Source organism: Novosphingobium sp. PhB57, assembly GCF_004342985.1.
GTDB lineage: Bacteria > Pseudomonadota > Alphaproteobacteria > Sphingomonadales > Sphingomonadaceae > Novosphingobium.
Window position 1 is genome coordinate 1,311,105 of sequence record NZ_SMBO01000001.1, and the last position, 20,458, is coordinate 1,331,562.

General features: G+C 65.1%; 18 protein-coding genes and 1 other RNA gene. 6 read left to right on the forward strand and 13 right to left on the reverse strand.

Annotation, left to right across the window (positions count from 1 at the left end):
* Together EDF58_RS05930 and EDF58_RS05935 are read right to left on the reverse strand one after the other, a co-directional pair.
* Positions 1–930 carry an ATP-binding cassette domain-containing protein gene (locus EDF58_RS05930; protein WP_243654090.1) on the reverse strand — a complete coding sequence of 310 codons (930 nt, stop codon included), beginning with the start codon at positions 928–930 and terminating at the stop codon, positions 1–3.
* Positions 927–2,042 (reverse strand): MlaE family lipid ABC transporter permease subunit, encoded by a 1,116-nt coding sequence (locus tag EDF58_RS05935; RefSeq protein WP_132263443.1) that lies wholly within the window; start codon positions 2,040–2,042, stop codon positions 927–929. Before EDF58_RS05935 ends, EDF58_RS05930 begins: the two co-directional genes overlap by 4 nt.
* A gap of 180 nt (positions 2,043–2,222) precedes the next feature.
* Here EDF58_RS05935 and EDF58_RS05940 point away from each other — a divergent pair, with 180 nt between their 5' ends.
* From EDF58_RS05940 to EDF58_RS05950, 3 genes are all read left to right on the forward strand, one after another.
* Positions 2,223–4,892 (forward strand): valine--tRNA ligase, encoded by a 2,670-nt coding sequence (locus EDF58_RS05940; protein WP_132263444.1) that lies wholly within the window; start codon positions 2,223–2,225, stop codon positions 4,890–4,892.
* 362 nt (positions 4,893–5,254) lie between these two features.
* Complete coding sequence (locus EDF58_RS05945; protein ID WP_132263446.1) at positions 5,255–6,001, forward strand: 7-carboxy-7-deazaguanine synthase QueE; 747 nt, start codon at positions 5,255–5,257, stop codon at positions 5,999–6,001.
* Positions 6,002–6,083: 82 nt separating this feature from the next.
* Positions 6,084–7,439: an MATE family efflux transporter gene (locus EDF58_RS05950; RefSeq protein ID WP_243654091.1), complete on the forward strand. Its 1,356-nt coding sequence runs from the start codon at positions 6,084–6,086 to the stop codon at positions 7,437–7,439.
* 30 nt (positions 7,440–7,469) lie between these two features.
* Here the strand turns inward: EDF58_RS05950 and EDF58_RS05955 are convergent, their stop codons facing one another.
* The 6 genes from EDF58_RS05955 to EDF58_RS05980 all read right to left on the reverse strand — a co-directional run bounded on the left by EDF58_RS05955 (position 7,470) and on the right by EDF58_RS05980 (position 14,277).
* Positions 7,470–9,137, reverse strand: a complete 1,668-nt coding sequence (locus EDF58_RS05955; protein WP_132263450.1) for an ATP-binding protein — start codon at positions 9,135–9,137, stop codon at positions 7,470–7,472.
* A gap of 83 nt (positions 9,138–9,220) precedes the next feature.
* Complete coding sequence (locus EDF58_RS05960; RefSeq protein ID WP_132264180.1) at positions 9,221–9,943, reverse strand: TIGR02186 family protein; 723 nt, start codon at positions 9,941–9,943, stop codon at positions 9,221–9,223.
* 38 nt (positions 9,944–9,981) lie between these two features.
* Positions 9,982–10,896: a sulfite exporter TauE/SafE family protein gene (locus EDF58_RS05965; RefSeq protein ID WP_132263452.1), complete on the reverse strand. Its 915-nt coding sequence runs from the start codon at positions 10,894–10,896 to the stop codon at positions 9,982–9,984.
* Between the two features lie 47 nt (positions 10,897–10,943).
* Positions 10,944–12,203 (reverse strand): hypothetical protein, encoded by a 1,260-nt coding sequence (locus EDF58_RS05970; protein WP_132263454.1) that lies wholly within the window; start codon positions 12,201–12,203, stop codon positions 10,944–10,946.
* The gene (locus EDF58_RS05975) at positions 12,200–13,567 is read right to left on the reverse strand and encodes a glycosyl transferase family protein (protein ID WP_243654092.1); all 1,368 of its coding nucleotides are present in this window, start codon (positions 13,565–13,567) and stop codon (positions 12,200–12,202) included. Before EDF58_RS05975 ends, EDF58_RS05970 begins: the two co-directional genes overlap by 4 nt.
* A gap of 281 nt (positions 13,568–13,848) precedes the next feature.
* On the reverse strand, positions 13,849–14,277 hold the full coding sequence (locus EDF58_RS05980) for a VOC family protein (RefSeq protein ID WP_132263458.1): 429 nt from the start codon (positions 14,275–14,277) through the stop codon (positions 13,849–13,851).
* A gap of 94 nt (positions 14,278–14,371) precedes the next feature.
* Between EDF58_RS05980 and EDF58_RS05985 the strand changes: the two genes are divergently transcribed.
* Positions 14,372–15,127, forward strand: coding sequence for an SIMPL domain-containing protein (locus EDF58_RS05985; protein WP_132263460.1), 756 nt, complete (start codon positions 14,372–14,374; stop codon positions 15,125–15,127).
* Between the two features lie 55 nt (positions 15,128–15,182).
* Here the strand turns inward: EDF58_RS05985 and EDF58_RS05990 are convergent, their stop codons facing one another.
* Positions 15,183–15,995: a TorF family putative porin gene (locus EDF58_RS05990; protein ID WP_132263462.1), complete on the reverse strand. Its 813-nt coding sequence runs from the start codon at positions 15,993–15,995 to the stop codon at positions 15,183–15,185.
* A gap of 276 nt (positions 15,996–16,271) precedes the next feature.
* Between EDF58_RS05990 and EDF58_RS05995 the strand changes: the two genes are divergently transcribed.
* Positions 16,272–17,078: a metallophosphoesterase gene (locus tag EDF58_RS05995; protein WP_132263463.1), complete on the forward strand. Its 807-nt coding sequence runs from the start codon at positions 16,272–16,274 to the stop codon at positions 17,076–17,078.
* Positions 17,079–17,150: 72 nt separating this feature from the next.
* On the opposite strand, the gene rnpB is transcribed toward EDF58_RS05995, so the two are convergent.
* The 4 genes from rnpB to EDF58_RS06015 form a co-directional block, all read right to left on the reverse strand.
* Positions 17,151–17,591: RNase P RNA component class A (rnpB, locus tag EDF58_RS06000), an RNA gene on the reverse strand.
* Positions 17,592–17,600: 9 nt separating this feature from the next.
* Positions 17,601–18,305: an N-acetylmuramoyl-L-alanine amidase gene (locus tag EDF58_RS06005; protein WP_132263465.1), complete on the reverse strand. Its 705-nt coding sequence runs from the start codon at positions 18,303–18,305 to the stop codon at positions 17,601–17,603.
* A gap of 32 nt (positions 18,306–18,337) precedes the next feature.
* Entirely contained in the window at positions 18,338–18,979 is a 642-nt protein-coding gene (locus EDF58_RS06010) for a histidine phosphotransferase family protein (RefSeq protein ID WP_132263467.1), read from the reverse strand.
* A gap of 54 nt (positions 18,980–19,033) precedes the next feature.
* Entirely contained in the window at positions 19,034–19,438 is a 405-nt protein-coding gene (locus EDF58_RS06015; RefSeq protein WP_132263469.1) for a M67 family metallopeptidase, read from the reverse strand.
* An 18-nt stretch (positions 19,439–19,456) separates the two neighbouring features.
* Here EDF58_RS06015 and EDF58_RS06020 point away from each other — a divergent pair, with 18 nt between their 5' ends.
* Positions 19,457–20,401 (forward strand): RluA family pseudouridine synthase, encoded by a 945-nt coding sequence (locus EDF58_RS06020; RefSeq protein ID WP_132263471.1) that lies wholly within the window; start codon positions 19,457–19,459, stop codon positions 20,399–20,401.
* Positions 20,402–20,458: the final 57 nt, after the last annotated feature.

Here is a 20,458-nt window from a genome sequence, read left to right on the forward strand (position 1 = left end):
CTATGCCCCGCGTCCGTTGATATCGCGCCCGTTGCTGCTGTCCACGGCCGGTCCTTCGGGAGGGGAACCGTCCTGCGCGACAAGCGCGTCGTCGTTCATCGAAATCTCGTCTTTCGCGCCCAGCGCGGCACGGCCGCGCGGGCCGTTGAAATATTCCTGGATCCAGGGGTGATCGAGCGCCAGCAGTTCCGGGATCGTGCCCACGGCGATCACCTGCTTGTCCGCCAGCACCGCCACGCGATCGCAAATGGCGTGAAGCGTATCGAGGTCATGAGTGATGAGGAATACCGTCAGCCCGAGCGTCTCCTTCAACCCGCGCGTCAGCCGGTCGAAAGCAGCGGCACCGATCGGGTCGAGGCCGGCGGTCGGCTCGTCCAGAAACAGAAGTTCGGGATCGAGCGCCAGCGCCCGCGCCAGGCCTGCACGCTTGCGCATGCCGCCCGAAAGCTCGTTGGGATACTTGTAAGCGGATTCTTCCGACAGGCCGGCGAGCCGGACCTTGAAGCGCGCGATATCGCCGCGCATCTGGTCGGTGATTTCGGGATAGAACTGCTTGAGCGGCACTTCCACGTTCTCACCCACGGTCAAGGTCGAGAACAAGGCGCCGCCCTGGAACAGCACGCCCCACCGGGAACGCAAGTCGCGGCCTTCCTCATCGGTGGAATCGCCCATGTGGTGACCGAGCACGGTGATCTCGCCCGATTCCGGCTGCTGGAGCCCGATGATCGAGCGCATCAACACCGATTTGCCGGTGCCCGATCCGCCGACGACGCCCAAAATCTCACCCCTGCGGACCTTGAGCGAGAGATTCTCGTGAATGACGTGATCGCCGAAGGCATTGCGCAGCCCCTCGACCACGATCGGGAATTTCTCATCGGAATCGGCGGCGGTTTCCGCCGGTTCCGCCTGGAGGCTTTCGCTTTCGATCATTGCCAGCCGATCTTGGTGAAGAAGATCGCGAAGAAGGCGTCGAGCACGATCACGGTGAAGATCGCCGTGACCACCGCCTGGGTGGTGCGCGCGCCCACTTCCTCGGCGTTCGAGGTCACCTGCATCCCCTGATAGCAGCCTGCCAGGGCGACGATCAGCGCAAACACGGGAGCCTTGAGCAGGCCCACCCAAACGTCAGTGATCGGCACGACTTCCTGAGTGCGCTGAAGGAAGGTCCAGAACGGAATATCGAGCGCGAAATTCGCGATGAAGGCGCCGCCGATGATCGCCAGCACCGTGGAATAGAAGCCGAGCAGCGGCATCATCAGCATCGCCGCCAGCACGCGCGGAACCACCAGCGCCTGCATCGGCGAGACGCCGATGGTGCGCATGGCGTCCACTTCCTCGGTCAGCTTCATCGTGCCGATTTGCGCCGCGAAGGCCGAGCCCGAGCGCCCCGCGACCATGATCGCGGTCATCAGGATGCCCAGTTCGCGCATCGCGAGCCGGCCGGTGAGGTTGATCGTGTAGATTTCGGCGCCGAACTGCGCCAGCTGCACCGCGCCCTGCTGGGCGATGACGATGCCGATGAGAAAGCTCATCAACCCGACGATCCACAGCGAGTTGACGCCCACATGCTGCATGTGATGCACCAGCGCCGTGCCCCGAAGCCGCGAGGGGTGCCGGATCGCCGCGCCGAGCGCCGAGATCAGCTCCCCCAGGAAGCCGACAGAGCGGACCAGCCCGTGCCCCCAGCCGACCACGAGATCACCGAGTTCGCCCACCGTGCGGACCAGAAGAGGCCGTTCCGGCTCGATCTCAGGCTGTTCGTCGGGGACGCGGCCGATCGCCGCGAACAGGTGCTTGGCCTGGTCGCTTTCGCCCACGACTTCAAGGTTATGCTCGCTTGCATAGCGGCAGACGAGCCAGGCGCCGGTGGTGTCGATATCGGTGACGCCGGACATGTCGATCCGGTCGAACGGGCCGTGCAAGGCGGCCAGCTTATGGTCGAGATTACCCAGGGAATGGACGCGCAACGGCCCCTTCAGCGCCACAGTCTGGACGCCGTCCTGGTCGCTTTCCGACAGAGTGAATTCAGCCCATTCCCGCATGTGTGCTCGTATTGGGGGAAAATGCCTGTACCGGCAAGGGGTTCCCCCGGCGCGGCGAATTGTTCATTTCGCAATCGCAACCGTATTGGAGCCATCCTTTATGCACGTCCCGCGACTATGGCGGAATCCCGTGTTGGCGGCACTTGCGAATGACGCCCCGCACTGGCAAAGCGCGGCGCCATGACCGACACTCCAGAAGCCTCCCCCGAAACCGCGCCCGAAGCCGCGCTGGACAAGACTTTCGACCCCGCCCAGATCGAGGCGAAGTGGTACCGGCACTGGGAAGGCGAAGGGCTGTTCCGGCCCGAACGCCCTGACGCGCAGCCGTTCACCATCGTGAACCCGCCGCCGAACGTCACCGGCTCGCTCCACATCGGCCACGCGCTGGACAATACGCTGCAGGACATCGTGATCCGTCACGAGCGTCTGAAGGGCAAGGACGCGCTCTGGGTGGTCGGCACCGACCACGCCGGGATCGCCACCCAGATGGTGGTCGAGCGCCAGATGGAGGCCAAGCAGGACAAGCGCGCCAACTACACGCGTGAGCAGTTCATCGAGAAGGTCTGGGAATGGAAGGCCGAATCCGGCGGCACCATCACCGGCCAGCTGCGCCGCCTGGGCTGTTCGATGGACTGGAGCCGCGAGCAGTTCACGATGGACCCGCACTTCACCAAGGCCGTGGTCAAGGTCTTCGTGGATCTGCACGAGCAGGGCCTGATCTATCGCGACAAGCGCCTGGTGAATTGGGACCCCAAGTTCCGCACCGCCATTTCCGACCTTGAGGTCGAAACGCGCGAGACCAACGGCCACTTCTGGCACATCAAGTATCCGCTTTCGGACGGTTCGGGCCACATCCACGTCGCCACCACCCGCCCCGAGACGATGCTGGCCGACATGGCCGTTGCGGTGAACCCGGAGGACGAGCGCTACAAGGAACTGCTGGCGCGCGGCGCCACTGTCACCCTGCCGCTCACCGGCCGCGAAATCCCCATCGTCGCGGACGAGCATGCCGATCCCGAACTGGGCTCCGGCGCGGTGAAGATCACGCCCGGCCATGACTTCAACGACTTCGAGGTGGGCAAGCGCGCAGGCTTCAAGGCCGGCGACATGCTCAACATGCTCGATGCCGATGCCAAGGTCTGCCAGACGCAGGACGGCCTTGTCCCCGCACAGTTCATCGGCATGGACCGGTTCGAGGCGCGCAAGGCGATCGTCGCATTCCTGGAGGATGACGGCCTGCTCGAAAAGGTCGAGGATCGCGTGATCCAGACCCCCTACGGCGACCGCAGCGGCGTCGTCATCGAACCCTGGTTGACCGACCAGTGGTACGTCGATGCGCAGACCCTTGCCGGCCCGCCGATGGAAGCCGTCCGCTCCGGCGCGATCGAGATCGTTCCCAAGACCTGGGAGAAGACCTTCTTCAACTGGATGGAAAACATCCAGCCCTGGTGCGTGTCCCGCCAGCTCTGGTGGGGCCACCGCATCCCGGCGTGGTATTCGGAAGACGGCGAAATCTTCGTCGCCGAGACCGAGGAAGAGGCACAGGCGCAGGCCGGCAACAAGAAGCTGACCCGCGACAACGACGTGCTTGATACCTGGTTCTCCTCCGCGCTCTGGCCCTTCGCCACGCTCGGTTGGCCCGATGAAGACGCGCCGCTGCTGAAGAAGCACTATCCGAACGACCTGCTCGTTTCCGGCTTCGACATCCTGTTCTTCTGGGATGCGCGCATGGCGATGCAGGGCATTCACTTCATGAAGGAAGTGCCGTGGAAGCGGCTCTACCTCCACGGCCTCGTCCGCGCCGCCGATGGCCAGAAGATGTCGAAGTCCAAGGGCAACGTGGTCGATCCACTGGGCCTGATCGACAAGTACGGCGCCGACGCGCTGCGCTTCTTCATGGCCGCCATGGAGAGCCAGGGCCGCGACGTGAAGATGGATGAAAAGCGCGTCGAAGGTTACCGCAACTTCGCCACGAAGCTGTGGAACGCCGCGCGCTTCTGCCAGTCCAACGGCATCGTCGCCAGCACATCCGTCGCCGCCCCCAAGGCGACCACTGCGGTCAACAAGTGGATCATCGGCGAAGTCGTCGAAACCGTCGCCGCGCTGGACAAGGCCATGGCCGACTTGCGCTTCGACGCTGCCGCCAATGCGATCTACCACTTCGTGTGGAACCAGTTCTGCGACTGGTACATCGAACTCATCAAGGGCAGCTTCGATGACGAGACCAAAGCCGTCGCCGGCTGGGTGCTCGACCAGATCCTGGTCATGCTCCATCCCTTCATGCCCTTCGTTACCGAAGAGCTGTGGAGCAAGATGGGCGCGCGTGAGACCGACCTGATCGTCGCCGCATGGCCCGCACCGGAAGCCACGGTGGATGCCGGGGCCAAGGCCGAAGTCGAATGGCTGATCGCGCTGATCGGCAACCTTCGCGGCGCCAAGTCCGAACTCGGCATCGCGCCGGGCGCGCGGCTCACCGCCTATGTCGCCGATCCTTCGGACGCGACCCGCTCGGTGATCGGCCGCAACGGCACCGCGATCGACCGTCTGGCCCGTCTGGATGCGATCCGCTTCGAGGCTGCCCCCGCCGGTGCCGCCATGCAGGTGGGCGCGGGCGATGCGACCCTGGCGATCCCGCTGGAAGGCGTGATCGACATCGCTGCCGAGAAGGCCCGTCTGGAAAAGGCCATGGCCGCTTCGGTCAAGGAGCGGGATTCGCTCGACAAGCGCCTGGGCAATCCGGCCTTCGTCGAGAAGGCCAAGCCCGAGGCCATCGACAAGGCGCGTGCGGATCATGCGCACCATTCGGCGGAGGCGGAGCGTCTGGCTGCGGCGCTGGCGCGGCTGGGATAAGAAAAGGGAAACGCAGGGATTAACACCCCTGCACCCCGATACTGGCGAGGTCGCGCGCGCAGCCACGCCCGTGCTCTCCTTGCGGCCGCAGGCCATTTGTCTCCCGGCTCCCAGTGGGCGCAAAACGGCCAGGCAGGGCGAGACCTCGACATTCCGAGGGTCTGGGGGATCATCCCCCAGGACTTCTCACTTTTCGTTTTCCTACATCACGCGCATCTGACACCTTCGCGCGCGTGATCACCCTGCCCCCTTGCACGCAATCAGCCGCGAGATGACACCTCTCGACAGAAGGTGACATTTTCTCCCTTGGACCGTGTAAACTGTGTCAACCACGCTCCATCAAACTGCATTCGAGAATACCCGTGACGCTTGCCCTTGCCACCACCACTCCCGGCGAACCTGAGATCTTCGCCTCGCTTCAGGGCGAAGGCGCCAGCATGGGGCGGCCGAGCACTTTCGTGCGGCTGTCGCGCTGCAATCTGGCCTGCGAGTGGTGCGACACCGCCTATACCTGGCGCTTTTCCGGCGATAACCGCTTCCACCGGGACGAGCTTGCGTTCGAGCGCAAGGCCAACCAGGTCATGGCCGAGGAAGCCGACGTGGCGCGCCTGGTGGCCGACCTTCCGCCCGACCGGCTCGTCATCACCGGCGGCGAGCCGCTGCTTCAAGGCGCGCAACTGGCGCGGATGCTGGCGGCGCTCGACGAGGCGCGACCGGGGATGCATGTCGAGATCGAGACGAACGGCTCGGTTGCGCCCCATGCCAGCCTCGACGCACGGGTGCAGCAGTACAACGTCAGCCCCAAGCTCTCGCACAGCGGCAACCCGGCGGAACTGGCGCTGGTGCCCGAGCGGCTCGATGCCTGGGCGGCCGATCCGCGCGCGTACTTCAAGTTCGTTGTGGCGGAACCTGCCGACGTGGACGAAGTCCGCGCGCTCCAGGAACGCCACGCGATCCCCGCCGAGCGGATATTCCTGATGCCGGAAGGTCGCTCCAGCGATGTCATCCGGCAGAGGTCGGGATGGCTCTCGGATTTATGCACGCAGGAAGGCTATCGCTTCACGGACCGGCTGCACATACACATCTGGGGCGATACGCGGGGAACTTGAGGGGCATATGAACGAGGCATCACCGATTCCGCACGGGGAAACCGAACCCGAGGAGGGACAGCCTCCCCGGCAGATGGAGCGGATGAAGGGCGACCTCACGCAGGGACCGATCCTGAAGACGCTGATGGTCTTCTCGGTGCCGATGCTGATTTCCAACGTGCTCCAGACGCTGAACGGGTCGGTCAACGCGATCTGGGTCGGGCGCTTGCTGGGCGAGGCCGCGCTGGCGGCAACGGCCAATGCCAACGTCATCATGTTCCTGCTCTTCGCGCTGGTGTTCGGCTTCGGCATGGCCACGACGGTGCGCGTGGGCCAGCATTTCGGCGCGCGTGACATCGACGCGGCGCGGCGCACGTTCGGCTCCGGGCTGGGCTTCTGTCTCGTTCTCTCGGGGCTTTGCGGCATCGGCGGCTGGTTCGGGGCGGATGCCCTGCTCCATTCGCTCGGCACGCCCGAGGCCAGCCGGGTCGAGGCGCTCGCCTACTTGCGGGTGATCTTCGTGACGATCCCGCTAGGCTCGATGTCGATGATGGTCTCCATGGGCATGCGCGGCGCGGGCGATTCCAAGACGCCGCTCTACGCCATGATCCTGACGGTCGCGCTCGACATCGTGCTCAATCCGCTCCTCATCATCGGGCCCGGCCCGATCCCCACGCTGGGTATCGCCGGCTCGGCCATGGCCACGGCCTTCGCGAACTTCGCCGGTCTGGTCTACCAGCTCTGGCGCATCTACCGGCAGGACCTGCCGATGCGCCTGCGCGGGCCGGAACTGGGCTATCTCGTGCCGCGCGGCCCTGAACTGGCCTATGTGATCGTCAAGGGCCTGCCGATGGGCGCCCAGATGCTGCTGGTTTCCTCCGCCGGCCTCATCATGGTCAGCCTCGTCAACCGCGAGGGGCTGGACGCCGCGGCGGCCTACGGGGCCTCGCTGCAATTGTGGAATTACCTCCAGATGCCCGCTTTCGCGATCGGCTCGGCGGTGAGCGCCATGGTCGCGCAGTCGCTCGGCGCGGGCGACCATGGCCGTGTCGGCAAAGTGACCGAAGTGGGCCTCGTCACCAATCTGGCGCTCTCGACCCTGGTGGCGGCGCTGATCGTGCTGTTCGACCGCCCGCTGCTGGCATTGTTCCTGGGCGGAGACAGCCCGGCCATGCCGATCGCCCGGCACATTCAGCTGGTCTGCACGGCCAGCTTCGTGATCGTGTCGATCACGATGATCCTCACCGGCACGATGCGCGCCTATGGCGCCGTGGTGGCGCCGCTCGTGATCATGTTCCTGGGACTCTATCCGGGACGTCTGGGCTTCTACTGGCTCGCCTATCCGGTCATCGGCAGCGACGCGGTGTGGTGGTCCTATCCCGTCGGTTCGGCCCTGACTGTCGCTCTGACGATCGGCTACTACCGCTGGGGCAAGTGGCGCGCGGCGTTCAAGGCCTGACCGCGCGCGCCTGCTGCTCCGCGATTTTGCTTACCTGCCCTGGGCCCGCCAGCGCTGGACCGTGCGGAGCACCATCTCCTCCTCGCCGCCGGATTGGCTCCAGAGTTCGATGAACGAGGGATCGGCGGACGCCGGGCGGCGGAATTCCTCCAGATCGTCGAACGAGGCGCGGATCGGGATCGCCACGCCCTCGCCGCAGATCACGCATTCGCGGTTGCGCAGCGCTGGGATGGAATCGAGGAAACCCCGCGCGCCTTCAGGCATGGCCGCGCGGACGAAGGCCTGGTCGCGGTCGTTGTTGAGACGCATCGAGATGATCGTGCCGCACTGCGAGAGCACACCCTCGGCAAGGTCGGACGGCCGCTGCGTGATGAGGCCCAGCGAAATGCCGTACTTTCGGCCCTCCTTGGCGATGCGCGAAAGGATGCGGCCGACCGACGAACCGTCGGCGTTCTTCTCGTTCGGAACGTAGCGGTGCGCTTCCTCGCAGACGAGCAGGATCGGCCGCGTCTTCTCCTCCCGCGCCCAGACCGCGAAGTCGAAGACCATGCGGCTGAGCACGGCCACCACGGTGCTGGTGATGTCGGACGGCACGCCGGACACGTCGATGATCGAGATCGGCCGTCCGCGCGAAGGCAGGCGAAACAGCTGCGAGACGAACTCAGCCATCGTGTCGCCCACCAGCATGCCCGAGAACATGAACTGGTAGCGCGGATCGCCCTTCAATTCGTCGAGCTTGTTGCGCAGCCGCATGTAGGGCGCGCTGGAGTGGCCCTTGTCGAGCTTGCCCATGTGGTTGTTCAGGATGTTGGACAAGTCGGAGAGCAGATAGGGAATCGGCGAATCGACGGTGATCTTGCCGATCTGCTCCGCCAGGCGGTTCCTCGCCCGCGCCTCCAGGAGGCACTTGCCCAGGATCTCGCAATCCAGCTGCCGCTCATCGCCGCGCGTCGTGACCAGCACCTCGCAATGTTCCTCGAAGTTCATCAGCCAATAGGGCATCTGCAGGTTCGAGACGTCGAGGATCACGCCGGTGTTGCGGAAGGCGGCAGCATATTCGCCGTGGGGATCGACCATGATGATATGGCCTTCCGGCGCCTGTTCGCAGATCCGGTGGAGGATCAGCGCGGTGCTCGTAGACTTGCCGGTGCCGGTCGAACCCAGCAGCGCGAAGTGCTTGCCGAGCAGGGCATCGATGTAGAGCCCGGCGCGAATGTCCTTGGTGGGATAGACGGTGCCGATCTGAACCGCCTGCCGCCCGTCGCTGGCATAGACCTGGCGCAAGTCGTCCGTGTCGGCCGGGTAGACCAGCGCGCCGGGCGTGGGATAGCGCGTGACGCCGCGGCGAAATCCGTGGATGCGACCCGTCAGCCGTTCCTCCAGCCCTTCGCCCAGAAAGTCGGCCTCGGCGACGATGCCGCCGGGGACGGTGGCGTCGCTTTTCTGATTGCGGATGCTGGCGAGCAACCAGCCCCGGCCCACCCGGACCTTGACCTGGCTGCCGACTTGCCCCGACATGGCGATCGAAGGATCGACGTGCTGCGCGGCATCGTTGAGGCGCGCCAGATCGAAGGCGATGCGGGCGCCGGCACCGGAAATCTCCAGGATCACGCCGATCGGCTCGCGCCCCTCTTCGCCGCCCACCCGGGGGTGCGGGGCCGTCGCAGGATCGAAGCCGTCCATTCGCATCTCGTTCATTGAGCCCTCGAAACAAGCGTTTTCGTTCGAAAGCGCTAGTTCGGCGCGGTTAATTTCCGCCTAAGAGGGGCCGGCGATGCTGCCTAGCGGAGGGCGAAAAGCCGTCCGGCAAGCCAGCCCATGCCCACCGACACGAGGACCGCCAAGAGGCCATAAGCAAAGCCGTAGTTTTCCGAGAAGTTGGCGATCGCCCTTTCGAAGCCGAGCTTGCGCACCTGGACCTGGCTGCTGGCCGAAGCGACCACCCGCCCCCGCGAAATGGCATAAGTCTCCGCCGTATACGTGCCGATGGGCACTTGCGAGGGCAGCCGGATGCGCGCCTGATAGAGCACTTGCTCACTCACTTTCACGCCGCCCTCCTCGTCGCGATAGAGGCCGTTGCGGCGATTGAGATCGACCAGGCCATCGGAGAATCGCGCCTGCTCGGTGGGATCGATGGCCCCGATCGGCGAGAGTTGCAGCCACTTGAGGCCGAGTTCGTAGATCGCGGCCGTCTTGTCGTCGACGATGTCCTTGATCGGCCGGGTCGACGCCAGGCCGTAGTAGGACGGCGCGGAACGCAATTCCGTGCTGTCCGCATTGATCCAGATGCCGGCGACTTTCTGCTTTTCGCGCAGGACGATGGACTGGGTCGGTCCCTTGAGCACGACCACGATGTCGTAATCCTGCGCGGCGCGGGAGCCTTCCGGCGTGAGGATCGCGCCGAACAGCAGCAATTCGGTGCCGGTGAAGCCTTGCCGCAGATCCACTTCGTGCTGGGACACCTCGGGAACCAGGATCGGATCGCGTGCGCCGCCGAGCGCCATGGCCGCGGCAAGCGCGAGAAACGGGGCCAGCCCGCGCTTCACAGCGGGGCGACCGTGTAGATCTCGTCCGGACGATAGCCCAGCCCGATCGCCATGCGCCCCGCGACCAGCAGCACGATGATCGCCAGAACGAGGCGCAGCTTCACCGGGCTCGCCTTCTGGGCGAATTGCGCGCCGAGTTGCGCGCCCGTGACGGATCCCAGCAGCAGCAGCGAGGCCAGCACGATGTCGACCGCATGGGTGGTCATCGAATGCATCATCGTCGTCGCCATGGTGACGAACAGGATCTGGTAGAGCGAAGTGCCGACCACGACATTGGCACTCATGCCAAGGATATAGAGCATCGCCGGCACGAGGATGAAGCCGCCGCCCACGCCCATCAGCATCGTCAGGATGCCGGTGCCCATGCCGAGCAACAGCGGAGCAAGCGGTGAGATGTACAGCCCGGAGCGGTAGAAACGCCAGCGCAGCGGCAGGCTGGCGACCATCGGGTGATGGCGGCGCTTGCGGGCCGCGATGGGCACCCCGGATCGCTCCGCACGGATCGTCTGGATGCTCTCCTTGGCCATCAGTCCGCCGATCGAGCCGAGCATCAGCACGTAGAGGATATTGATGACCGTATCGATCTGCCCCAGCCGCTGCAGCAGGCTGAACAGCGCCGCGCCGATGCCGGTGCCGATGATGCCGCCGGCCACCATGACCGTGCCCATGTGATAATCCACCCCGCCCCGCCGGGTATGCGCGAACACGCCGGAGACGCTGGCGCCGGTCACCTGGCTGGCCGCGGAAGCAGCGGCCACGGTCGGCGGGATGCCGTAGAAGATCATCAACGGCGTGGTGAGGAAGCCGCCGCCCACGCCGAACATGCCCGAAAGCAGGCCCGTGATCGCCCCCAGGCCAACGATGATGAGACCGTTGACGGAGAGGTTGGCTATGGGGAGGTAGACATCCATTCCACCCCTCTCGCTACCGCAGCATCCGCCGCTAGGAAAGCCGGGAATCAGAAACCTGCGGATAGAGTGACGGCAGGCCCCGAGCCGGGATCGGCATCGCCGGCGATCCGGAACCGCCAGTCGACGGCAACCCTTCCGAATGCCCCGCGTCCCAGCGGCACGGCAAACGTCGCGCTCGGTCCGGCATCGAGCCGTCCGGCACCTTTTTGCACGCCGCCCCAGGCGCCTCCGCCCAGGCGTCCTACCAGGCGCCCTACCGAGAACAGCCCGCGGTCGGCACGAAACTGTCCGTCAGCAAAAGGCGTTGCGAACGTGCCGCCGACATAGCCCGCCTGCCCGTAGGCCTCCCCCCGCCAGCCTTGCGGCAAAGGAAACGGCGGAAGCTCGGTGATAGCCATGGCCGCCGGCTGGAAACGGTGCACGCCCCCCTGCTCCGTCAATCTGGCCTCGAGTGCGGCGATGACCGGCAGCTTCGGGAAAGGCCGGGCGGAAAAGCCCAGCGCGCCGGCGGTTTCGCGCATGACCGAACTGAGCGTCGTGGTCGTGCGCATGTAGCCCGTGAGGCGCCGCGGATCGTCCAGCGAAAGGCGATAGCGCAGCACCGCGCCGGTCTGGCTAGCGCCATAGGTCGCCGGCAGCGCGCCGTTGGTGATCCCCCCTGCTCCATTATGCCGAAGCAGCGCCCAGGAATCTCCGGACCAGCGCTTGGGGAACGGCCTCGGTCCCGCGACAGGGGTTACGCTCGGCGGCGGTCCGGGCTGGGCCGCAAGCTGCCAGAGCGGCGGCAGGCCCGGAGGCATGCGCGACCCTGCTGCCGTACCGGACACGAAGCGGGCCGGCGTGACATCGAAGCCGCGCGCGCCCCACTCCATCTCGCCGGGCAGGCCGCCTATCCCAGACTGCATCGGGCGATCCGGGCTCGCGGGAAAAGCCGCCGGCGCCCGGCTCGCTACTCCGTAACCCGGGCCGTTCACCCATACCGGCACGCGCACGAATACGGGATAGGGCTGGCCCGTCCTTGCCGGCATGGCATAACCCGGCCCGGCCATGCTCCGCTCCATCGCCAGGTATTCCAGGGGCGGATAGAGCCCTGAGCCGGGCGGCGACAGGGGGCCTTCAAGAGCATCATCGCTGCCGTTGCCAGCGAGGCCTTGTCCGCCGCCGGTTGCGACCGGAGAAGCATGAACGATGTCCGCCTCGATCGGCAAAGGACTTTGCCAGGTTGAGATCCGGCCGCCCATCCAGCCTGCCAGCACTGCCAGCAAGGCCACGAGCGGCTGTCCGCGAAAAGGCTGTGTCAGGCTCATGCTGCCGCCACTCCGCCAAGCGAGGCAGGATGCGCATCGTGCCGGGTCTTGTCCCAGGTGACCTCGCCGCCCCTCAGCGTGCGGATGTAGGAGGCCAAGGCATCACGCCCGGCCATGATCGCGATGTAATTGGCCACCGGAATGCGCAAGATGGCGCGGAAACCCTCGGCAACCCCATATTCGCGGGTCGTGAGTGCGGCGCGCACCACGCTGCGCCACACCAGGCTGAACAGACCGACCGCGATCATCCAGGCCAGCATCGGCGGCGGCTTCGTGGCGGTTTCCCAGCCCAGGATCCGCGGAACCCCCAGGATGCCCTCGACCAGGATGAGGGCGTAGCTGCTGGCGAGCACGATCGCGGTAAGAGGCCCGCGCCGGTCGCGGAGCGCCATCCAGGTATCCGCCGAACTGCCTTCCCAGCCGAGCCTTTCCCAGCCCTGGAAGGCGATGCCGTGGATCCAGCGCGTCTTCTGCCGGATCGATTCGCGGAACCGGGCCGGGAAATAGGCCCGCGTCGCGACGAGTTCCCCTTGCTCGTCCCGCACGCGAAGGAAGCGCGAGCGCCCGCCTTCGCGCGATACCAGAACGCCCAGTTCGTAATCCTCGGTGAGACATTCCGCCGCGAACGGGCCCGGATTGCCTTCGGCCAGGCGGCCTTGCGCGATCCGCTCCAGCATGTCGCGGCCGAACCCGCAGCCTACTCCAGCTGCCGGAATCGCCGCCCCCAAGGCATCGCGGACGACCAGCGACTTGGTATGAGCTTCGGTGAACTCATCGAGATAGTGGCCGCCCACCCAGCGCGATGCCGCCTGCGGCTCCGGCCGTACCGGAATCTGCACGAAGTCTGCCGAAGCCAGACCGGCATCGACCACGGCCAGTTCGGCAGCATGGACCATGTCTTCGGCGTCGTGAAGAATGACGCAGCGATAGGCCCGGCCGCTCTGGCGTTCATCGTCGCAAAGCGCGCGGTAGAGCCGGTTCAGACAATCCGCCTTGGTGGTCGGTCCGGCGCGTTCATGGATGATCACCCGAACGCGCGCGTCCGTGCCCGCGCCCTCCATCGCTGCGCCGACAGTGGCGGCATCGTTGCCGTAGCAACCGACATAGAGCGTGAAATCGTCCTGCCGCCAGGCGGACAAGGCATGGCGGATAGTATGGCCGATCACCTGGTCTTCCTGCCAGGCGGCAATGAAGATCGCCGCCTTGCCCCGCAGCGGCGCGCGGGCAGCGTCGCCCGTGATGCGCTGCGTCCGTGCCCGCCCCGTCATGCGGAACCATAGCCAGCAGCAATCGACCGCCACTTCGTCGAGAGTGCCGATGAGCACCCAGAAACCGGCGAAGAGCAAAAGCTCCTGCTCGATCATAAGCAGGCCTGAAAGCGCCTGCCGAACAAGTTCAACCAATCCCATGTTAGCCCCCGCTGGAGATCGGAATTAATCCCTGTCCTGGCTGTCGGAGGCACTGGCGCCAACCGATTCCCAAGACTTCCGTTGCGGGGCGGGAGGTATGTCCGGCGCCAGCGGCACACCAATGAACAAGCGTCTATTTCACAAAGTTAACTAACTTTTCGGGAACCCGTCCGAAAAGCCGCCGGGCGTTGCCCAATGCACTGAGCGAGCGTAGCCCGCACCCGGCGGCGTCGGGCTTACCAGCTGCCGATGTTCGGCATCGATGCCCAGGGCTCGGCGGGATCGAGGCGGCCGTCCTGCAGCAGCTCGACCGAAATGCCGTCCGGCGTACGGATGAAGGCCATGTGGCCATCGCGCGGCGGACGGTTGATCGTCACGCCGGCATCGGCCAGCGTCTGGCAGGTTGCGTAGATATCATCGACCTGGAAGGCGAGATGGCCGAAATTGCGGCCACCCTCGTACTGCTCGAACGAGCCGTCCTCGGCCGGCCAGTTATAGGTCAGCTCCACTTCGGACTCCTCGCCCGGCACGGCAAGATAGATCAGCGTGAACCGGCCCTGCTCACTCGAAAAGCGGCGGGTTTCCTGCAGGCCGATCAGTTCGAAGAAGCGGATCGTCGCGTCCGGATCGGTCACGCGGATCATGGTGTGGAGGTACTTGGTCACGGAGATTCCTTCAACTTATCGCATATGAAAAACGGTTCATCGCGGATACACACCTGTTCGGCCATGCTCCGCGAGACTTCAGGGAGAAGCCGCGATGCCTGACACTAGCCCATCCGACCCTCGCCACTCCACCTCCTTCTTGCGCGATCCTGTCGTCAGGGGCTGGCTGGCGGCCTCCACGATCCTGGCCATCGGGCTGGTGGCCGGCGGCTATCTCCTTGGCGACGGCATGAAGCGCGCACACCGGGCGGATCGCTCGGTGACGGTTCGCGGGCTGGCGGAGCGCGACGTCACGGCCGACCTTGCGACCTGGACGATCGCCTATTCCGCTTCCGCCGGCGATCTTTCGACGGCGCAATCGGGCGTCGAGAACGATACGCGGGCGATCGAGACGTTCTTCCGCGAACTCGGGTTCCCTGCCGATGCGCTGCAGCCGACCGGGGCCAACGTGCAGCAGAGCAAGGACAATGGCGTCGTCACTTTCACTGTCCGCCAGCGCGTCACCTTGCGCACTCAGGACGTGAAGCGCGCGCAATCGGCGGTGAGGCGTCAGTTCGAACTGGTGCGGCGCGGGGTCATCCTGGAGGAAGGTTCGGGCATGGCTTTCACTTTCACCCGCCTCAACGATATCAAGCCGCCGATGGTCGCTGCTGCTACCCGCGATGCACGGGCGGCTGCCGAACAATTCGCGCAGGACAGCGGCGCCCAGGTCGGCGCCATCAAGAGCGCGACCCAGGGCTATTTCACCATCGAAGCGCGCGACGGCGATTCGGGTGGTGGCTGGGGCGTGTCCGATACGCCCTACAAGAAGGTGCGCGTGGTCACGACCGTGGACTTCTATCTCAAGTAGGGGCAAGCCCCGCCCGGATCGCTCCGGGCGGGTCCTCCTGCAAAACGCTTGTCGATCAGAACGAGGCGGTAAGCGTGCCCACCACGGTGTCGTCCGTATAGCTGTCGACCGAGACGCCGCTGACGCCGACGTAGCTGATGCTGGCGGAAAGCGGGCCGAACAGCGTCATCGAGGCGCCGATCGAATAGTCGATGCCGGTCTTGTCGTTGAACGTCCGGGTGCCCGTGCAATAGTAGCAGGGCGAAAGGACGCCGTCGGTATAACCGAGGTGGCCGGAAACGGTGACGGGCGTGTTCGGAATGGCAACGTCGACATTGCCGTAGACGTAGAGGTTGTCCGACTTGCTGCCGTTGTTGTCGAGCAGGCCCTTCTGCTTCCAGTCATAGGCAAGGCCCAGCTTCAGCTTGGCCGGTCCGACCTGCCCGCTGATCGAGGCGTAGGGCTCCCAATAGTTCGCGTCGCCGATCTTGCCGCTGGGATAGACGTAATAGAGCAGCCCGGCGTCAAGCGTCAGGCCCGAGGTCACTTCGCCCGTCCAGCCGCCGATGAGATCGAGTTCCTGGTCGCCATAGACCGATCCGTCGCCCACGCCGTCGCCATCCACGTCCACTTCGCTGCTGTGAAGCGAGGAGGACCAGATGCTGGCGTAGAAACCGCTCTTGTGGGAGACGGTGATGCCGCCCTGGACGGCCAGATCGCCACCGGAGAGCGAGACGCCGCGGAAGCGATAGTCGCTGGTCAGCGCGACGTTGCCGGTCACGGTCACTTCGGAAGGCGCATCGGCCTCGTCAGCGAAAGCGGGAGTTGCTGCGATTGCACTGGATGCGAGCAGAGTGGCGGCGAAAGCGCCGCGGACGGACATAAACATGGTCATTCCCTCACTGAATTCTTCTTGGGGTGTCTCGTCCCAGCCTGCTTTGCCGCATCGCCTTTCTGTCTTGAAGGCGATTGCAGCTGCACAATATTGCTGCACCGCACCCAAGATGGGAACAAGAAAAATCTCATTCCAGAAACATTCGGGAAACCTTGTGTGGATTTTGGGCCACTACCCCCGAAGCCGGCACGCCTCGGCTTAATGCGTATGACGAAGGCCGCGTTGTGCTTGTGGGCATGAGCCGCGTTTCCTATAGTCGCCGCCAACGCAATGCTCGCGAAGATCAGAAACCTCCTCGGCCGCGCTCCCAGCGCCCGCCTTCCCCAACTGCCCATTGGACAGCGCATCTATGCGATTGGCGACATCCACGGCCGACTGGACCTGTTCGAGCGCCTTATAGAGGCGATCGAGCGCGACGACGCCCAACGAAACAGTGCGCATAGCCTGGTCATCCTGCTCGGCGACCTGATCGACCGCGGACCGGACAGCGCCGGGGTGCTGGCCCGCGCCCGGCAATGGGCGCGCGAACGCGATGTCGAATTCATCCAGGGCAATCACGAGGAAATGCTGCTCGTCTCCCGCGACAAGCTGGACGCCTTTCGCAGCTTCCTGAAATTCGGCGGCCGCGAGACCATCCTGTCTTATGGCATGGACCCGCAATTCGTGATGGATGCCGAACTCGACGAACTGCAGCGCGCGGCGATGGAAGCCATCCCGCAGGACGATTTCGACTTCATCGACGGGTTCCAGAAGATGATCCGCGTGGGCGACTATGTCTTCGTCCATGCCGGTGTCCGGCCTGAAACGCCGCTGGAAAACCAGCTGGGGCACGACTGCCGCTGGATCCGCGAACCGTTCCTCAGCCACAATGGGGAATTCGGCGGCTTCGTCATCCATGGGCATACGATCACGCAGGAACCGGAGATCCGGGGCAACCGCGTGGGTATCGACACCGGAGCCTACATGCACGGCCGCCTCACCGCCATCGGGCTCCAGGGCAGCGAGCGCTGGTTCATCCAGGCCTGCGAGAGCGAGGGCGGGATCACGGTCCAGGTCGCTGCGGAAGCCCCCGCCTGAGCGGTTCGGCCCCCGCCTGAGCGGTTCGACAAAGCGGGCGCGGCGGTCCGGCATCGCGCGTTGTCATGAAAATGCACCGGGGAGCCTGTAAGCCGGGTTTTGTACCTGGCGTGGTCTCCCCAAGGAGGGACCTTACGCCGCGGCGGCAGCCATTCCTCTAGGCGACGCATTGCTGCGCCGCTCAAGCGACCAACCCGGGCTGCCTGGGTCCGAAACGAACCCGCCGTTCAAAGACGGCGCGCAGCCCCTATTCGGTCTTGCTCCGAGTGGGGTTTGCCATGCCGCTTTCCGTTACCGGAAGCGCGGTGCGCTCTTACCGCACCCTTTCACCCTTACCTGCCGCAAGGGACGAACCCTGTTGGCGAGGCGGTCTGCTCTCTGTGGCACTTTCCCTAAGCTTCGCCGGGCCTGAAAACCCGACTCGCCCGGCGGGCGTTACCCGCCACCCTTGTTTCGTGGAGCCCGGACTTTCCTCGCGCGTCAAAAGACGCCCGCGGCTGCCCGGCCCCCCGGTGCGAGCGGTCACCTAGCACGGCCGCTGCCTTGCTCCAACAGCAGTTCCAAGAGAATCGCGCCGATTTCTCCATCGATCTGGCCGTCGATCAGTTCGGGCCGCCAGCGGCGCTGGAAAGCCGTGACCGCGGCGCGGCCATCGGAAATGTCGTAGCCGAACCGTTCCAGCGCGAGATAGAAGGCGCCCGGATTGTCGTAGAACAAGTTCATCTTCGCGAGCGGGATCTTCAGCGCCAGCCCCAGGTCGCCCAGCCTGGCCCAGTCGAAGAACTCGCCGGGATCCTGCTTGCGGGCCGGGGCGATGTCGGAATGGCCGACGACGTTGCCGCGCGGAATGTGATTGCGCTTGACGATATCGGCCAGCAGCGGGAGCAAGGCTTCCATCTGCGCTTCGGGAAAGGGACGATAGCCCCATTCGTGCCCGGGATTGACCAGCTCGATGCCGATCGAGGCCGAATTCACGTCGGTAACGCCCCGCCAGTAGGAGCGCCCGGCATGCCAGGCCCGCTTTTCCTCGGGGACGAGCGAGGTCACCGCGCCCGCCTCGTCGATCATGTAGTGCGCCGAGACTTCCGCCTCGGGATCGCACATCCGCTCCAACGCCTCGGCGGCGGATTTCATGCCGGTATAATGCAGCACGACCATCGAGATCGGCAACTTGCGCTCATTGAAGTTGGGCGACTTGACGATGGAATTGACAAGCCAGCGGTTCATCGTCGTCCTTCCGCCCTTCTCCGTTCAGGCCTTCACGCGCCGGGCAGCACGGCGCCGAGCACCAGCGCGTCGTCCGCCAGGGCATATTGCAGCTTGCCGCCCTGGGCATGGGCAAGTTGCTGGATCATCGCGGCCGGCGCGGTGCGGCTCGACAAGTCGCCTTCGGGCAGCGCGCCTTCGAGGGCGCGGCCGATGTCGCGGTCGAAAGCGATGCGCGGGCCGGCCGCACGCACGACGATCTCGCTCATGCCGTCGCGGAATTCCGCCGCGAGATCCAGCGTGCCGCCGCGCGGCAGTGCCTCGATGCCGATCAGGCCAAAGTTGAGCAGCGTCTTCACCGCCGGCTTGGGCAGCATATCGCTGGCGAGCGCCCAGTTCAGCACGATGCGGGCGTTGTTGGCCACCAGCGCATCGATCAGGGCGCGCGCCTCGGTGACGGGAACCATGTCGCCAAAGCCGCCCGCGGCGCCGAAGGCCAGGCGGAAGAACTTCAGCTTGTCAGCCGAAATCCGCGCGCTCTGGTCCAGCAGCTCGAAGCAGCGCTGGCGCATTTCGGGGTCCTTCTCGTCCGCGAGCAGCTCCAGCCCGTTGGTCAGCGCACCAACGGGACTGAGCATGTCATGGCACAGGCGCGAACAAAGCAGGCTGGCAAGTTCGAGCGAGCTTGTGGTCATGGAACGGGGACTTCCCTTTGCAGTAATCATTCGAGTTCAGGCCGTTGCGAAGGATCATTCGACAATACGGCTCGTGACGGCCGCAAATCCTTTCCCGGTATCGCGCCAGAAAGCAACCTGCCCGTCGGCTATGATCGCCCAAACGCGCAAATCCCCGGTGGAATGTTCGCAGTCCGTGGCGGAAGGCACGGGATCGCCGGTGGGGTGGGAGTGGTAATAGCCGATAACATGCGGCCCGCCCTGGCGTGCGGCACGGTGTGCGGCGAGCAGGACGCGGGGGTCGATCTCGAAATGGCGCGCAGGCTCCGCGGTGACGTTGGCGGCGGGAATCACGCCCGCGATCCGTTCGCCGTCATTTTCCCGCGTGCCCAGCAGGATGCCGCAGCATTCCTCCGGATGGGCACGTAAAGATTCTGCATGCAATCTTGCGATCAGCTCACTTGTCACTTCGACATTCATCCCCAAATCCTACAGGCAATGGGGGCTTACGAAAACATCATCGAAGGGTTCATCGGCAGCGAGGGCGGCCGTCTGGACAAGGCGCTGGCAGAGGCCAGCGGACTTTCGCGCGAACGCGTCAAGGCGCTGATGGGCGAAGGGCGCATAACGCTGAGCGGCAAGCCGGTCTCGCAGGCCTCGCTCAAGGTGGCGGGCGGCACGGCCTTCGCAATCGACGTGCCCGAAGCCGCACCGGCAGAGGCGGCCGCGCAGGACATTCCGCTGAATATCGTGTTCGAGGACGAATATCTCGTCATCGTCGACAAGCCGGCCGGTCTCGTCGTGCATCCGGCGGCGGGCAATCTCGACGGAACCCTGGTCAACGCCCTGCTCCACCACTGCCGCGGCCAGCTTTCCGGCATCGGCGGCGTGGCGCGGCCGGGAATCGTCCATCGAATCGACAAGGACACGTCCGGCCTGCTCGTCGTCGCCAAGACCGACAAGGCGCATGAGGGCCTGGCCGCGCAGTTCGCCGACCATTCGATCGCACGCGCCTACCGGGCCGTCGTGTCCGGGCGCCCCATCCCGATCGCGGGAACGGTGCGCGGCGCCATCGCCCGGTCGAGTGTCAACCGCAAGAAGATGGCCCTGGTGGAGGACGGGCGCGGCAAGCATGCCGTGACCCATTACAAGACACTGGAAACGCTGAAGAACGCATCGCTCGTGGAGTGCCGGCTGGAAACCGGAAGGACGCATCAGGTGCGCGTTCACATGTCGTCAATCGGGCATTCGCTATTGGGAGACCCTGTATATGGTCGTACCCCAACTGCGATTCGTCCGATCCTCCAGCGACTCGGCTTCGTCCGTCAGGCTCTTCATGCCGCGGAACTCGGCTTCGTCCATCCCGTTACTGGAGAGAGAGTCCATTTCATCAGTCCGCTGCCCGACGACATGCAGACGCTGATCGATGAACTGCGAAACTGAAATCGGATAATTGTGCTATCTTGAACAGGTGGCCGCAAGCTAAGACGCCTCGCAAGG